The sequence below is a fragment of the Paenibacillus rhizophilus genome (genome assembly GCF_003854965.1).
Taxonomy (GTDB): Bacteria; Bacillota; Bacilli; order Paenibacillales; family Paenibacillaceae; genus Paenibacillus_AQ; species Paenibacillus_AQ rhizophilus.
In genome coordinates this window covers 210,920-227,145 of the sequence record NZ_RQPI01000001.1, presented here as the reverse complement: position 1 = coordinate 227,145, position 16,226 = coordinate 210,920, and the positions used below count along the sequence as shown (strand labels likewise).

Annotated in this window: 11 protein-coding genes; 1 reads left to right on the top strand and 10 read right to left on the bottom strand. The window is 50.4% G+C overall.

What is annotated here, in order from left to right; translation table 11 throughout:
* Positions 1-18 precede the first annotated feature (18 nt).
* Positions 19-1,107 carry a GIY-YIG nuclease family protein gene (locus EH198_RS01085; RefSeq protein WP_185702701.1) on the bottom strand — a complete coding sequence of 363 codons (1,089 nt, stop codon included), beginning with the start codon at positions 1,105-1,107 and terminating at the stop codon, positions 19-21.
* A 134-nt stretch (positions 1,108-1,241) separates the two neighbouring features.
* Here EH198_RS01085 and EH198_RS01080 point away from each other — a divergent pair, with 134 nt between their 5' ends.
* A complete protein-coding gene (locus EH198_RS01080) occupies positions 1,242-1,463 on the top strand; it encodes a cysteine-rich CWC family protein (RefSeq protein WP_124693711.1) in 222 nt (73 codons plus the stop codon).
* An 82-nt stretch (positions 1,464-1,545) separates the two neighbouring features.
* Here the strand turns inward: EH198_RS01080 and EH198_RS01075 are convergent, their stop codons facing one another.
* From EH198_RS01075 to EH198_RS01035, 9 genes are all read right to left on the bottom strand, one after another.
* Positions 1,546-2,514 carry a Gfo/Idh/MocA family protein gene (locus tag EH198_RS01075; protein ID WP_124693710.1) on the bottom strand — a complete coding sequence of 323 codons (969 nt, stop codon included), beginning with the start codon at positions 2,512-2,514 and terminating at the stop codon, positions 1,546-1,548.
* Positions 2,511-3,941, bottom strand: a complete 1,431-nt coding sequence (locus tag EH198_RS01070; protein WP_124693709.1) for a PTS fructose transporter subunit IIC — start codon at positions 3,939-3,941, stop codon at positions 2,511-2,513. The genes EH198_RS01075 and EH198_RS01070 overlap by 4 nt, the downstream gene beginning before the upstream one ends.
* A gap of 277 nt (positions 3,942-4,218) precedes the next feature.
* Entirely contained in the window at positions 4,219-4,902 is a 684-nt protein-coding gene (gene rpiA, locus EH198_RS01065; protein ID WP_124693708.1) for a ribose 5-phosphate isomerase A, read from the bottom strand.
* Between the two features lie 11 nt (positions 4,903-4,913).
* Positions 4,914-5,876 carry a sugar-binding transcriptional regulator gene (locus EH198_RS01060; protein WP_342772015.1) on the bottom strand — a complete coding sequence of 321 codons (963 nt, stop codon included), beginning with the start codon at positions 5,874-5,876 and terminating at the stop codon, positions 4,914-4,916.
* Between the two features lie 94 nt (positions 5,877-5,970).
* Complete coding sequence (locus EH198_RS01055; protein ID WP_124693706.1) at positions 5,971-6,612, bottom strand: hypothetical protein; 642 nt, start codon at positions 6,610-6,612, stop codon at positions 5,971-5,973.
* A gap of 206 nt (positions 6,613-6,818) precedes the next feature.
* Positions 6,819-8,291, bottom strand: coding sequence for an amino acid permease (locus EH198_RS01050; RefSeq protein ID WP_124693705.1), 1,473 nt, complete (start codon positions 8,289-8,291; stop codon positions 6,819-6,821).
* 186 nt (positions 8,292-8,477) lie between these two features.
* A complete protein-coding gene (locus EH198_RS01045; RefSeq protein WP_124693704.1) occupies positions 8,478-9,974 on the bottom strand; it encodes a DHA2 family efflux MFS transporter permease subunit in 1,497 nt (498 codons plus the stop codon).
* Between the two features lie 32 nt (positions 9,975-10,006).
* On the bottom strand, positions 10,007-10,630 hold the full coding sequence (locus EH198_RS01040; protein WP_124693703.1) for a TetR/AcrR family transcriptional regulator: 624 nt from the start codon (positions 10,628-10,630) through the stop codon (positions 10,007-10,009).
* Between the two features lie 166 nt (positions 10,631-10,796).
* Positions 10,797-16,214 carry a diguanylate cyclase gene (locus tag EH198_RS01035; protein ID WP_124693702.1) on the bottom strand — a complete coding sequence of 1,806 codons (5,418 nt, stop codon included), beginning with the start codon at positions 16,212-16,214 and terminating at the stop codon, positions 10,797-10,799.
* Between the last annotated feature and the right edge of the window lie 12 nt (positions 16,215-16,226).

Here is a 16,226-nt window from a genome sequence, read left to right as displayed (position 1 = left end):
GCCTTAGAAAGGTACGCGTCAAATGAGAGATAAAATTTCGCCCAGAAGAGCATTAAGCGCGTCATCGATACCTCTATGGTCTTCCGATTCGAGCCATTCCTCCGGAATAAGCAGATAGCGGCCGGCGCTCCGCTGAAGATAACTGTATATAATCTGGGCTTCATCCACTTCTTCACGACTGACTCCACCGGAGGACGGATGGGAACCGGCTCCGAAATGGCTGAAAATGACGTTCTTTATTTTAGCTTGCAACGATTCCATCCCGGAACCCCGCACAGTGATCTTTTCGCTGTATACAATATGATTCCGCTTGATGAGAAAGAGCTTGATCCGATCTTCATTCAAATCTTCAATGATAAGGATGTTCCGGTTCTCTCCGGCGAATCCGATGATTTTTTCCTTCATTAATAAGTAGTCTACCGCATCAATGCAATCCCTGTATTTGGCCGCTGTTTCAAAATCGTATTGCTCGGCCGCCAGCTGCATGCTTTGCCGCATCTCTTCGTAAAGACTCCGGTCGCTTCCGTCCAGCATAGCGATAAAGCGGTCTATGATCTCATTGTATTCCTTCACGGCCTCCCCTCCCAGACACATCCCCCGGCATAATCCAAGTGAATGGTTCAAGCAGGCGGAGCCGTTAAAGCTGGAATAATTGCAGGCGATTTTGCAGCATTCCTGAACGCCTTGTATCGCCCGTTCCACCGAATGCCTGCTCGCGGTATAAGGTCCAAAATAAACGAAGCCATCATTTGCGGCGGGTTCGCTAGCAATTTCTATGCGGCGCAGCCCGTCCCTCATCTTTATAGCAATATAGGTGTAGGCAAGCGGATTTTTCATTTTTTTATTATACATGGGCTTTAATTCCTGAATTAACCTGCATTCCAGCATAAAAGCTTCAAACTCGGTATCCGTGACTCTATACTCCAGATCCTTGATGTGGCTTACGAGCATTTTTATCTTTTTCGGATGGGAATTGGAATGATAGAAATAAGACTGCACACGTTTCTTCAGATTTTTGGATTTACCGACATAGATGATGCCGCCCAAGGAATCTTTCATTAAATAAACTCCCGGCGATGAGGGTAGGCTCTGAATCTTCTCTTTCATATAAAAAAGCACTCCTTACAGCCCATTGTCTTCCACACTCTGGGTTTGAATGTTACTATTTCTACTGTAGCCGAAATTGCCGGGGACGGACATCTTTTTTTGGCAACTTTTTTTTGCTAGGGGGGAGTTTCTGAATGCCGGATCAAACCAATCATGCACCGGAGTCCGCGGGAACCTGCCCTCTTTGCGGCCAGGCCAATGGCTGCATGGGGGCGGCAGGCCGCTCCCATGCAGGCTGCTGGTGCGCCCACGAGGTTTTTCCTCAGGAGTTATTTAAGCGGGTACCGAAGGAGTTTATCGGCAAAGCCTGTATTTGCAAGGAGTGCCTGGAGGCGTTTAAGCGAAACGGGGAATAAAGCGCACTCAGCTTATAAACTCTTATTTTATCAAAAAAACCGAACCCCAGCGGTATGCCGGGACTCGGTCTTCTGTGTACGGTTATTCGAATGGATATTTTATGCCCCATTGATTGCGGACATTGGTCATAAGAGCCATAACATCATTGGACAGATGCAGCGTAGCCGTATTCTTCTTATTTAGAATGAAGTTCTGCATATCTTCCACTTCGTATTCCAATGCTTTGGCCGTCTCTCCGGCCTCAATTTGTTCTACTCTGCCGTCGGTATAGGTAATGGTGGCTTTATCCGCTCTTGGGAAGTTGTCCACGGTGATGAATCCGAGCTCTCCCGCGACTATACCGCACTTCGGCATTTTGGCCCGCATCGTCAGCGAGATGACCGCCATCTCGTCCGCCTCGTTCTTCAGAACGATTCCGGATTGCTCGTCCACACCGGTTTCAAATGTTTTCACTGTCGTCAGAACTTCATTCGGCTGCTGGGACAGGAAGAATCGGGTGAAGGACAACGCATAGGTTCCGATATCGAGGAGCGCGCCCCCGGCCAGATCTTTGCTGAAAAAGCGGTTCTTCACATCGTACTCTTTGCAGCTTCCGAACGATACCTGAATCATTTTCAGCTTGCCGAGCTGTCCCGAATCCAGAATCTCCTTGAGTTTTTTGTATAAAGGCATATAATACAGCGTCATTGCTTCGGCAACGACTAGGTTCTTCTCTTCGGCCAATGCGATAATTTCGGTTAATTGCTCGCTGTTCACCGTAATTGCCTTTTCGCTGATCACATGCTTGCCATGCTTCAGGCTCTCTATAATAAACTTATGGTGCAGATTATGAGGGGTGGAGATGTAGACAACGTCGATCGCTTCGTCCTTTAACATCTCTGTATAATCGCCGAAGGCATTTTCGACTTGATTCTTATCGGCAAAGGCCTGCGCCTCTTCCTGTGATATTCCTGCTACGGCGTAGACGCTTCCATTTACTTCTTTGATTGCTTTGACAAAATCCGATGCTGCCCAGCCCGGGCCAATGATGGCCCAATTCAACTTGCTCATAGTTTCAATTCCCCCTGAACGTTCTCGTATTGGACTTTTGTACCGCTGTATTCACTTACGGGTTTCTTGACAAAAGAAAGGATGCCCGCCGTAACCGCCGTTCCTGCCAAAATGGCAATGATATACGGAACCAGTTGGGTAACGACATTCGGAATTAGCAGCACCCATACGCCGCCGTGCGGAACGGCGAGTCCGGCTCCGAACGCCATCGACAGACCGCCGGCCACTGCGGAACCGGCCATAATGGACGGGATTACCCGGAGCGGATCGGTCGCCGCGAACGGGATGGCGCCTTCGGTAATAAAGGATGCGCCGAGCGCCCAGCAGGCTTTTCCGGCTTCTTTTTCCGCTGCAGTGTACTTTCTCTTGGCAAGCACAGTGGAAAGCGCGATTCCGAGCGGCGGAACCATTCCTGCTGCCATAACTGCGGCCATAATCGGTGAAGCATGACCCGGGACGAGCGTGGAAGTGGCGAACGCGTAAGCTGCTTTGTTCACCGGACCTCCCATGTCGAACGCCTGCATCAGCCCCAAAATAATGCCCAGGATTGCCGCATTTGTGCCGTTAAGCGAATTAAGCCAGTCGGCCAGCGCCTTATTGACAAAGGCTACCGGCTCGCCGACGACGTAGACCATAAGCAGCCCCATAACCGCGGCGGATAACAAAGGAATGATAAGAATCGGCATGAGACCCTGCATCGTTTTGGGCAGCTTCAGGTATTTCTTGATCGCGAGTACCAGATAACCCGCGGCAAAGCCGGCGAGCAGAGCGCCCAGGAAGCCCGATCCGTTCGTGCTGGCAAAATAGCCGCCGATCATCCCCGGAACGAGAGCGGGCCTGTCGGCAATGGAGTAAGCGATGTATGCGCCCAGGATGGGAATCATCAAGGCAAATGCCGATTTGCCGGTTGTGAACAGCGTTTCGCCAATCGAACCCGGGTGGTCGAAGACGTAAATACCACCGATGGCGAAGCCCAGGGCAATCAGCAGGCCGCCCGCCACGACAAAGGGAATCATGAAGGAAACGCCGGTCATCAGATGCTTGTAAATCCCTCTTCTCGATTCTTTTTCTTCCGCCTTGATTTGGTTCACCTGCTCGGTCAGGTCCACTGTGGCGGCAGCCGACGGCTGGGCGCTTAACGCCCGGTTAATCAGTTCTTTAGGGTCCCTGATGGCTTCTTTGACCGGGACTTCAATGATTGTCCTTCCGGTAAAACGGGTCTTATCCACCTTGGTATCCGCCGCAATAATGATTCCGTCCGCTTCGCGCAGATCCTGCTCCGTAATTACATTCTCGGCGCCGACGGAGCCTTGAGTCTCCACCTTGATCTCATGACCCATTGCTTTGGCCGCCACTTGAAGCGCTTCCGCCGCCATATAGGTGTGAGCTATACCGGTCGGACATGAAGTAATGGCTACAAGCTTCATACTAATCGTCCCCTTCGCTTTGTTTTAAGCGCTTACAACATTGCAATGAATTGAACCCCCGTTTACTCATTCCTTGCTGTGATACCACCGCCCAATCGCTATGCACATATGTGCATTGTATAATATTATGTGCAATAATTAACAACTTCAGTATAACACCGGCTTTTGGATTGTCAACAAGCAAATCAATATTTTTTTCTCCCTCATTTCACAAAAAGAAACGGCTCCGCGATCCTCTTAAGGAAGGCGAAGCCGTTTCTTCGATCAATACAACCGTCTAATCTTGCTTGCTGGAAACTAAACGTATGCCGTCTTCACCGGCAATCAGCGCTTTTGTCGCCACATGGACAAATAAGGACGTATCTACCACCCCGCGAATCTGCTGCAGCTCGCTTTCAAGGCCGGTGATATCCTCCACCTGTTCAAAATAGACGTCGAGCAGCAGGTTCCCGTTTTCGGTCAAGGTGAACCCGTCTTTGGCGCCGCTTGTGCGAATGACAGGCTTGCCTCCAAGCGCGGCGACTTTTTTCTGCACATAGGCCAGCGAATCCTCGAGAATTTCGAGAACGACGGGGTGCTTGAACGTCAGACGATCCACCACCTTCGTCTCATCCACAAGCAGGATATAATCCTCCGCCATGGAGGCGATCAATTTCTCCTTCGTATGGATGCCGCCGCCGCTTTTCAGCGCATTCAGACTCTCATCGACCTCGTCGCAGCCGTCAAAGGCCACCGATATTTGGTCCACCGCGGAAGTATACAGCACCTCCAGCCCTTGTTCGATGCAGAGCAGCCTCGTCTTGACCGATGGCGTGACCACCTTGACGCGGAGATCTGCATCCTCTTTGATGTATTGAATCAAGTAGGAAATCGTGCTTCCGCCGCCGAGTCCGATAACCGTGCCGCTCTTTATCCATTTGAGGGCTTCCCGCGCACATACTTTTTTAACATCGTCAGACATTTGTCTCCTCCTTATTCGGTCCGTTCCAGAATAGCCCTGGCCGTCTCCTCGGTCGTCACCAGAACGTTCAAATAACGTCCCCGTAAAGCACCGATAATGGCGTCTGCTTTTTCCGGCGACTCCGCGACTCCAATGGCGTATTTCGTGTGCTTCAGGCGTTCGAGATTAACCGCAATCGTTCGGTCCGAGATGCTTGTCTCCACAAGGTTACCCCCGATATCGAAAAATTGCGAGCAGATATCCCCGACAATCCCGCCTCTTTCCAGTTCGTCAAAAAGTTCGTTGCCGTAAAAGGAATTCCATGTCGCCGTGCCCTTCATCCCAATGGAACCGATGCCAAAGATCGCGATCGTAATCTTGTCCCAAAGATCCGAAATGTTCTGAAAATATTGCGACTCCACGATCTGATCCCGTGTTTCCTTGCGCTCCAATATGGCGGGTACATCAATCAGGACGGATGTTCCTTTAAACTTTTGCGCGGCTGCGTACACCAGGGTGTTCACATGGAACTGGCTCTCTAGCTTGCCGGACGGTCCGCCGACCATGGGCACGAACACGGCGTTGCTCTCGCTGGGCTCTTCCAATTCATTAATGACCTCGGCGAGCGAACTGCCCCAGGAAAACCCGACCACATCTTCATCCTGAACGATCCGGCCCACCAATTGCGCGCAAGCCCGGCCCATGACCTTCAGCTTGGCTTTCTTCTCATCGCTCGTTACCGGCACTATAATCGCTTCCTTCAAAGCAAAGCGCTCCATTAGCTGCTGTTCGATGCTGAAGGTTTCGCTGAGATTATAATTAATCGTGATCTTCACGATGCCTTTCTCGCGGATCTTCTTCAACATGCGGCTGATGGTCGTGCGGTAGATTCCTAGCTCCTTTGAAATTTCGCTTTGCGTCATGTCGTTGTCATAGTACATTTGGGCGACTTTCAACATTAATCGAAGCTCTTCATTATTGTCCAATTCCAACACCTCTTACCAATTACACATTTGTGCAGAATTATATAAAATGTGCTGATGTGCAATTCGAGTATATTCTTTTTTGAAGGGGGAGTCAATGAATAATCTAGGATAACGGTTGTCCCCCGGCATAACCTAGAATCGCCGCCGCAGCTCTTTCCCGCCGTTCCGGATCTTCGCTGCGCAGCGCCGATTTCAGAATTTCCAACGCCTCTTCAATCGTCTTGGTGTCAACCCTAACCCGTTCTGCCCGGGATATTTGCGGTTCAGGTTGTGGATTCAACCAGCGGTCCAGTCCGGCTTGTTCAGCCGGCAGATGATAAACGGAGACGCCTGCGCCCCCACCCAGCCAGCTCTTTAAAGGGATATCCAGGTCGGCCTGGGGAATGCGGCTCAGCCAGGTGACACCCCTACGGTGACACAACCCTTCAATCTCGTCATCAAATTGTTCGTCATAGAAATAGTCGCCCAAATCTCCTAAATACACATACTCATCGCCGGGGGACGTAAGCAGCACATAATCTCCGTCCCGCATGGCATGCACAAAGAGTTCAATCCCGGCAGCCGCTTCTTCCGGATCCAATAGCTTGCTGCCATAAACGGCGGCGAGCCTCTCCCGCAGTTCCTCCCTGTCCGTATGCTCCAAATTACCGATTCCCGGCCAGCCGATACTGACGAAACAATCTTCCAGAAAGCTCGCCAGCCGGTCAGTTCCGTGCGGCCGCGAAGACATCCGATAAAGCTTCATGTTCGTTCCTCTTTCCTATATAATAGATGGCCCTTTATAGTCAGTTTACACAAATGCAGCCGGAAATACGATTTGCCAGATACGATGGAGGAAAAAACAGAAGCTCCCGCAGCATTCCGCCGCAGAAGCTTCTATTTTACCTTTAATCCGATTAATGTGCATTTGTTGTTCCTCTTCTCGGCTGAACCGTCATTTCCCTCACCCAATCATTCCCTCTTCTTATCCTCAGTCAGTTCTTCCGACATCTCAGCCTGGGCGTACCCGGGAGCCGCAGGTCTGACGGCCGGAAGCGGCCTTAGGGCTTTAGGTAAAATCTTTGATGGTTTCCGCTGCCGGCGTCCCACAACGTACAGGCCCGCAAATAACAGAACAAACATCATTCCAGCGGCAAGGCCTCCCCCCTGGCCGGGGATTAACGGCATGCTTGCGATGATCGCGATCAGGCCGCCGATGGAGAGCCAGGATGTGTAGGGGAATCCTCTCATTCCGTGCTGCCGCGTAAAAGGACCGCCATGCCGCTTGCGGAGCCGATAATGGCTGGCCATAATGACGACATATACGAACAGCAGTGAGAAACCTCCCGAGCTGACCAGAAACAAATAGACGCCTTGCGGCAGCAGCAGTCCGAGACCGAGAGCGGCCAGCATGGCCCCTCCCGATACAAGAATGCCGCGGTAAGGAATATCCGTGCGATCCCGCATCCACGCCGGGGTATGCCCTTCATCGGCCAAGGAGCGGAGCATCCGCCCCAGTCCGAACACGGATGCCAGCATCGTGGACAAAATCGCCGTTACCAGCACCATGTTCATAACTGTGCCTGTCCACCCCAAACCGTGCAGAGTGAGCGCCGACACGAACGGACTGATCTCTTCAGACACAAGAGAGCTGGGGATCAGGAGGAATAAAGCGGTTATAGCTGCTAAATACAGGCCGATAAGCAGAACGATCGTGAGCCGGATAGCCTTCGGTATTGTCGCTGCCGGATCACGCGTTTCCGAAGCGGCAAGTCCGAGCACTTCGAATCCCGCGTAGGTAAACATCACCATCAGCATGCTCCCTGCGATTCCGCCGATCCCTCCCGGCAACCACGGCTCTCCGCGCAGGACGCTGTATCCCGCCGCAGTTCCGCCGCCCTGTCCGCCCGCCGCCGGGAACGAGCCCGCCCCGATTCCGGTGATCAGGCATATGGCCAGCACTACAAAAGCGGCAATGGCAAACAGCTTAATCGCTGCAAGCCCGCTCTCCAGCTTGCCAAGCCGCTCTGCCCCCAGCAAGTTCAGCAGCGTCACCAGGGCGATAATGACCGCGCCGAGAAGCGGCAGCGACAGCCGGGGAAACCATCCCCGAAGCAGGATGGAAGCAGCCGTCGCTTCGCTCGACATGGCCAGCACAAGCCCGGTCCAATAGACCCATCCTACCGTAAAGCCGGCTCCCCTGCCGAAAGCCTGTTCGGTGTAAGTGCGGAACGATCCCGACGCCGGATTCGCCACCGTCATTTCAGACAAGGCGGTTAGAATAAAATAAACCAGGATGCCGCCAATGACATAAGCAAGCAGCACGGACGGTCCCGCCGCGCGAATAGCGACCGAGGAGCCGAGGAAGAACGAGCCTCCGACTACAGTTCCAAGCGCAAGCATGGCGAGCTGCCACACCGATAACCCTTTCCTTTCACGCTCCATAAAGCCGCCTCCAACGATCTGTTTTACAACAGTATCTGCCGATATCGCGGGAATTACCCATTTTCCCCTGTAAAGCTGCTCAATGAAATTCGTGTTGGAATAATTGTCAATCCGACCATACAAAAATATCCCGAAAGCCGCGCATGGCTTTCGGGATATTTCTGCTATTCCGGCTGGTGATGTTAATCAATGACCGGCCATCAGCGCGGGATCTTTCTGCCGGACATCGTCCTCCCCGGAAGATGCCGTCTTGGGCTTGCGCAGGATCAGACTGATAACGACCCCGGCAGCGGCAATGCAAGCCGTAAAGAAGAAGACATCATTATACCCCATGACCGCGGCGACCAGCGGATTGCCGCCCTTACCCGCTTCCGCCATATGATTGGTAATCTGTGTGGTCAGATATCCGGTCATACCGGCAACGGCAAAAGAAACGATGACCTGCTGCGCCGCGGTTGTCAGCGGTGTAACGCGTCCGACCAGATGGCGCGGCGCGGCGTTAAGCACATGCGTATTCACCGGCATCATCGTGAGGCCCATGCCCAGGCCCATAAGTCCGAGGCAGAGCATAATGTGCGGCAGACTTGTATCGACGGTAATGCCCGACAAAATGAACAATCCGGTTGAGATGATGGACAGCCCGACAAAGGCCAGCGGCCGCGCGCCGATCTTGTCGAACAGCCGTCCGCCAAGCGGCATGCCGATTCCTGAAGCCAGAGCCTGCGGCAGAAGAATCAGTCCGGTCTCCAGCGAAGTGTAATGGCGAATGTTCTGCAAATACAGCGGCACGAACAGCATCGAACCGAACAAGGCGGCCTGGGTTACCCAAGCCAGGAAGATGCCCCGGGAAAAATCGGAAGATCCGAAGACGCGCAGTTCAAGCAGCGGATTCTTTTGCCGCAGCTCCACAATAATGAACAAGAGCAGCGCTGTGCCGCCAACGGCCAGGCCGGTTATCGCCGGGGTTGTAGACCAACCGGTGCTTCCGCCTTCATTGACACCGTACGCGAGCATTGAGAATGCAATTGGCGCGAGAATGATGCCGAGAATATCGAGATGCGGCGGCGTTTCATTCCGCTCTGTCTTCGGCAAATATTTGATGCCCAGCACGACGGCGAGAATGCCGACCGGCAGGTTGATCAGGAAAATCCAGTGCCAGCTCACATATTCAATCAGCCAGCCGGATAGAACGGGGCCCAGCGCCGGTGCAAGCAGCATTGGAATTCCCAGCATACCCATGATGGAGCCTCTCCGCTCCGGCGGAGCGAGCCGGAATACCATCGCCATCCCGATCGGAGCGACCATCCCGCCGCCCAATCCCTGAATGACGCGGAAGAGAATAAGCTGAGTCGACGTCTGGGATATGGAGCATAGCACCGATCCAATGACGAACATGATGACCGTCCCTATAAATATTCGTTTGGCTCCGAATCGGTCGGTCATCCAGCCGGCCAGCGGAATAACGGCGGACAACGCAAGCGTATAGCCCGTAATCGCCCACTGTACGGTTTTGAGACTTGCACCAAAATAATCTACAAGAGCAGGAACGGCCACATTAACCACCGTACTGTCCAGAATAACCATAATCATCCCGACGATAATCGCCAGCAGAGGCGGAATAATCGCTTTAAGCGAAAAAGCCTCCTTTTCGGCAGCAGAATTCGTCTGTCTAGTATGTTCCATAAATCTCCACTCTTTCTATATAGGTTTGCCGGTTAATTCTCATATTTGTGAAAATAATGGTCGAATAAATGATCGACCTGATCGTCAAACGGAGGCAGATGCCCAAAAGCCCCTCTTTCTCCTTCGTCATCCGGTTGTCCGCACGAGTACATGATAACCGGCATTAATACAGCACCGTAAAGTTGAACCATCATTATGTTGAGGCGCTCTTCATTCTGCTCGCCGGTCATCTCCCGCAGCGCGTTCAACGTTTTTTGTCTCTTCATCGTTTTGCTGTATTGGGAGTACTTATGGAGAGAACCCATAATGACCGGGCTTTGATCAATCATGTGCCTCGCCAGCCCCGGATACTGCAGAAGATGGCCGATATACTGCTTGAGGAACATTTTCAGCCGTTCTTTGGGCGGCAGGCTGTCATCCTCGAGCGCTTGAAACGCGGCATCAAATTTGGAAATCAGCGTACGAATCGCCTCGCCGAGCAGATTGTCTTTAGACCGGTAGTAATAATTGACTAGTGCCAAGTTGACCTTGGCCTTTGCGGAAATCCGCCTCAAGGTCACACCCTCAACTCCCTCCTCGCGAATCAAGTCGACAGTGGCGTCAAGAATTTGCTGCTTCGAATCTTTATCTGAAGAAGCCTCAGGCTCTTGTTCCATATTGTGGTATGCTCTCCTTCCTGTCGCACTTATTAAACCATGATTTAAACAATGTTTAATACGTTGTTTAATATACTGTGTATGAAGCTGATTGTCAACTTTGAAGAAGACGAGCGACCTTTTAATCCGGTCGCTCGTCTTCTTCACTTATAGTATCCCCGGCGGCTTATTGCTCTAACAGTGTTACCCGGTTTTTGCCGTTTGCTTTCGAATGGTACAGAGCGTCATCTGCCAGCTTGTATATATCCTTTTCCCTCAGAGCATCCACCTTGACTGCTGCAACGCCCACAGAAACCGTCAAGCAGCCGAAGACCGGACTCATTTCATGGCGTATCCTTAATTCTTCTATGCTTCTTCTGATCGATTCGGCATATTCAAAAGACTGCCCCGGCGTCAGACCGGAGACGATAATGCCGAATTCCTCTCCTCCGAGCCGGAATACGAAGTCGCTCGCCCGATTGGCATGCTCCTTGATCGTAGCCCCCAGCTGGCGCAATACGTTGTCGCCCTCATAATGCCCGTACGTATCGTTATACTTTTTGTAGAAGTCAATATCAAGCATGATATAAGTCAGATACCCTTTATCCCTCTCGGCCCGGCTCACTTCTCTGTTAAAGATCGTATTGAAATACCGCCTGTTGTAAAGACCCGTCAATTCATCGGTAATGGACAGCTTTTCGATCAACCGGATATTTTTGTTCAGTTCATCATTGTTGAGTTCCAGCTCCCGGGTCCGTTCAATGACGAGCTCTTCCAGATGCTCCTTATGCCGCCTGACTTCTTCCTCCGCTTTCGTTCTTTCGGTAATATCCTTGACCGTCCCCTGAACCGCAGGCTTGTTCATATAATTGATCAGACTGACTTTATGAATGACATAGATCTCTTTTTTGCCGTCCTTGTGCAGCAATCTCGTTTCGTACTCGCCGGGAGCGGTCTTTCCTTCCAATCTTCTAGTGTAGTAGCTGAATACCTTTTCCCTGTCTGCGGGAACGATAAATTTCTGAAAAGGCTGATCGATCATCTCATTGATTTCATAGCCGATCATTTGTGCCAGCGCCTCGTTGACATATTTGCATCTCTTGTCCTGAACAATGAATATACCATCCAGCATGTTGTTGACCAGCTCGCGGTACTTCTCCTCCGAACGCTCCAGATCCGAATACAGGCTTGCATTCTCAAGCGAGAATACCATTTCTCTTGATAGCAGATTGATAATCTTCATTCTCTCTTTCGTAAAGACGCCCGTAATGAGGTTGTTCTCCAGATAGATAATCGCAACCGTTTTGTTATGGTTGATCAGCGGCGTGCATACGAGAGATTTGGGTCTATGCCGTAAAATATAAGCATCATTGACAAACCGGGTTTCGGAAAAAGCGTCGTTATAAATCAGAGTCTCCTTGCTTTCCTCCACATAATTGAGAATTGAATCCGGGAGATTGAGCTCATTTGAAACTTTATGCAGCACAACCGAAATTTTATCCTCTTCCGGCTTATACTCTCCCTCTACAAGAAGCTCCTCACCCGATCTCATAAGAATGCAGCCTCGTTGGGCTCCAGCATTTTTAATGACGATTTCCATCATCGCTTCCAGCAGATTGTTCAAATCGATCTCCTTTGAAATGGCCTGGGAAGCCAAGAGAATCGAATTCAAATCAATGCTCTCTGTGGTGTCCGTTACCGATCTTCCGAGCGAGAATTCCTTTTTGTGCTTCACGATATCCGTGTACTGCTCATTAATATGCTTGATTTTCCCTTTGGCTCCCCACACGGAATAGTAATATAAGGACTGTCTGAACAGATACGAGGCAAACTCTTTGAAATTTCTATTGTTATAAAACTTGGCGGCCAGTTCATAGGTCAGCGCTTTATAACGGACGAAATTGCTCTTTTCACTTGCTTCTATGGCGAGATCGTAGTATTTGCCGGCCAATTCGGCCTTTCCCGAGATTCTTGCCCATTCGGCTTTCATCAGCCATTCATGCTGCTGGAAATTTTCCGGACAATGAATGGCCCATTTTTTGACTCTGCCGTATTCCTTGCGCATTCTTCCCTTTGCCTTCGCTTTTTCATAAGCGTTCAAGTCTTTATAGCAATAGGCCAAGTTCAAGAATGTATACAAGGAGAACTCTTCCATAAAAGCAGAGCCTGCCAGGGTGCCGATGATTTTGTACGCCTTGTCCATATAGGCCAAAGAATCGCCGTAGCGTTCATAGGTAAACAGCAGCTTCATCTTGTAGATGTAGTAGATGGCGATTCCCGAATAATACTTGGCCTCTTCAAGCTGCCGCAAATAGGCTTCTTCACTGAATGTCTCGCTGTTGAACGTCAGAGGATCCTTCAGTTCTCCTGCAAGATTAAGATATTGCTGCCTGGAGAGTTTAGCCGTCGCCAGCGCTTCCTTGTATTTCGTATTTTCGATCATCGCAATATATCTTTCGCTGTCATGAAGATTGGTCGCAATGTCCATCGTCGGATTCCAGAGATTGATATAGAAGCAGGCATGGGCGAGATACAGCAGATCTCCCGTTCTCAGGCTGGAGTCAATTGATTTGCCGAACCAGTCATGCAGGGTGTCCCAGGGTTCATTCCATGCATGGCAGAACAGGGTATATAATACATGCGCCGCCCCTCTCCACTGCATATCGTTGAATTTATCGTTGATTCTGATCCCGAGTCTCCCGAAATCAAAAGCCCCTTTAATATCGCCGAAGCCGGACAGCAAAATGGAATAACCGATAAAAGCGATGGCCGATTCCGGACAATTTCCATATTTCAGGGTCAACTCGGCTTTTTTCAGCACGATCAGGGCAAAGAGATTCGTCTCTCCCGAGATAAACGCCGGAGGGAAGATATTGATCAGCAGCCGCATAATAAGCTTGATTTGTTTGTCTTTCATTTCGGGCTTTTCGAAAATCTCTTCGATCGTCAGCCCTCTCAGGCCGGCTTTAACCTTCATAAATTCCTTTAACACAGATGCTAAACCTGGTTTATCCGGTATTTGGATTCCCAACTCTTTAAGCCCCTGCTTCCCGGACTTTATCGATTCCTTCATCATGCCCAAATAGGTATAATGGTTGGCCTGCATCTCATAGACTTGGGCTGCGGCAACGTTGTCGTTGGTATATTCCAGAAGCGTCTTGCAAGCCTGGTCCGCCGCCTCGACATGATGGGTCAAATATCCGCATTCGGCATACAATTTGTAAATTTCGGCGGTTTGCCGCTCTTCGTTCTCCCAGGAATTTTTCGTCAAAAGGTTAACGGCCGCATGCAGAAAAGCAAACGCTGCATCATAGCCAAAAGTTGCCTTCGCTTTTTTCGCAGCTTTCAGATTGAGCCGGATAACCTGATTGATTTCATCCTTTTCGATGACAAAATCAATTCCCTTATTAATATGCGTTGCAATATCAACGATTTTGTCTTCAATTTCTGCAGGGGCCAGATGCACGAGCAGCAGTCTGCCTATCTTCAAATGCAGCTTCTTGCTCGTTTCGGCATCGATCATCTGATAAAAAGCCTGCTGAATCCGGTCGTGCTGAAATCTGAAACGAATGTTGATCTGGGGAACAGCTTCCTCCTTCTCTTCAAGGATGTTCGACAAAATGGCATAATTCGTATCGGCCGGAAGGATAAGGTCTTCACCCACAGCGTTAATGAGCGATTTGGCAATAACCGGCTGCTCCATTTCACCGATTAAGGACAGCATGTTAAAATCGAACAGGTTCCCGATGGAAGCGCACAGTCTCAGAACTTTTCGATCTTCTTCAGGCATAGTCTGCAGCTTTGTCATCAGGAACTCGACGACGTTGTCGTTAATATGCAAATCCGCAATGCGTGCAGACTCCCACTGCCATACGCCTTCCAGGTCATCGAAATAAATGAAGCCGTTCTTATATAATTCCTTCAAGATTTCGTTTATAAAAAAAGAGTTGCCTTTCGTTCGCGCATAGAGGATGTCCGAAAGCTCCTGAACTCTGTCCACGCCGGTATAAAGCGTATCGGCAATTAGATGCTGCACATCCCGGGAGGATAGGGAACCCAGAACGATTTTCCCCACCGTCCTGCTTTTTTCAATTTCGCCGATGGAAACAAACAGGGGATGGCCTTGAGGCATCTCGTGCTGCCTGCACGAGCATATGATGAATAATTTGGACAAATGATTGCTGAGCGCCAGCTTCTCCATGAGCTGCAAGTTTGACAAATCGGCCCACTGAACGTCATCCAAAAACAAGACCAAGGGTCTTTCATAGTTGGTAATGCCCGCGACAAAGTTGACGAAAGTCATAAAGAACCGGTTCGTATCCTCAACGGGATTCAAGTGCTCCATTTCCGGTTGAACGCCGATCAGCTTCTCCAGTTCCGGGATCAGATTTGTAATCAGCTTCCCGTTGCCGCCCAGAGCGATGCTTAAGGATTTCGCCACTTTCTTTTTATATTCTTCTTCCGGGCTGTCAAGCAGCTGAGTGATCAACTTTTTGAAAGCCTGAACGATCGCGCTGTAGGGGTTATTCTTGTTGTACTGATCGAACTTCCCTTCCACGAACAGCCCTTTATCCTGGCTGATATAAGGGTGAAGCTCATTGACCAGCGCGGTCTTGCCTGCGCCTGCGTCCCCGGATATCAACATGAGCTGCGGGTTGCCTCTCACGGTTGTTCGAAACGCATTAACCAGGCTGTCCAGTTCCTCTTCCCGCCCGTAGATTTTTTGCGAAATCCGGAAGATGTTCAGCTTATCCTCTTTGGCTATTTCAAAATCAGGGACTCCGGCCAGGCATTTCTTCAAATCCGCTTTGATGCCGTAGGTGCTTCTGTATCTGTCTTCCGGCGACTTTTCAATGAGCTTCATAATGACGGCGGATAAGGACTGGGACACCCTGCCCCCGGTCAGCTGATAGGGAGAGATGGCTTCCTTTGCGATAATTGAATAAATCTGCTCCAGCATATCGGCGGATTCAAAGGGCTTAACGCCGGTAACCATCTCGTACAAGACGACGCCCAGCGAGTAAAAATCCGTTCGGTAATCGACGTTCCGGTTCATCCGGCCGGTTTGTTCCGGAGAAATATACAGCAGGCTTCCTTCCAGAATGCCGCTGTTTTGGAATTCCCGCTTTTCTTTCGTCAGCTTTACCGCCAGATCGAAATCGATCACTTGTACAACGTCTTTTTCCTCGTCCCATATCAAGTTGGAAGGTTTAATGTCTTTGTGTATGACCATGTGATCATGGATGGCTCCAATAATATCGACGATCTTGATCACAAGCCGCAAAAGAGTGTCCTGGTCCGGCTTGTCCTCGGCCATGATCCGCTTCAGGGACTTTCCCTGTATATCTTCCAGTACCATGATGAAGAAACCGTTCTGCTCTTGCAGTTTAAGGGGCTTTATCACCCCTTCAACGCTTCCGCTTAATTCCCTGAGCATCTTGTATTCCTGCTTGAACCGCATAACCTCTTCAGGTCCGGTAAATTCCGATTTCAGGACCTTCAAAATAACCGTATCCCGGGAGACGACGTCTCTGCATCTGTACACTGATTTTCTGTCATTGTCGGAGATCGTTTCCAGTATTAGATAATTCTCAATCGCAGTCATACCCAGTCCACC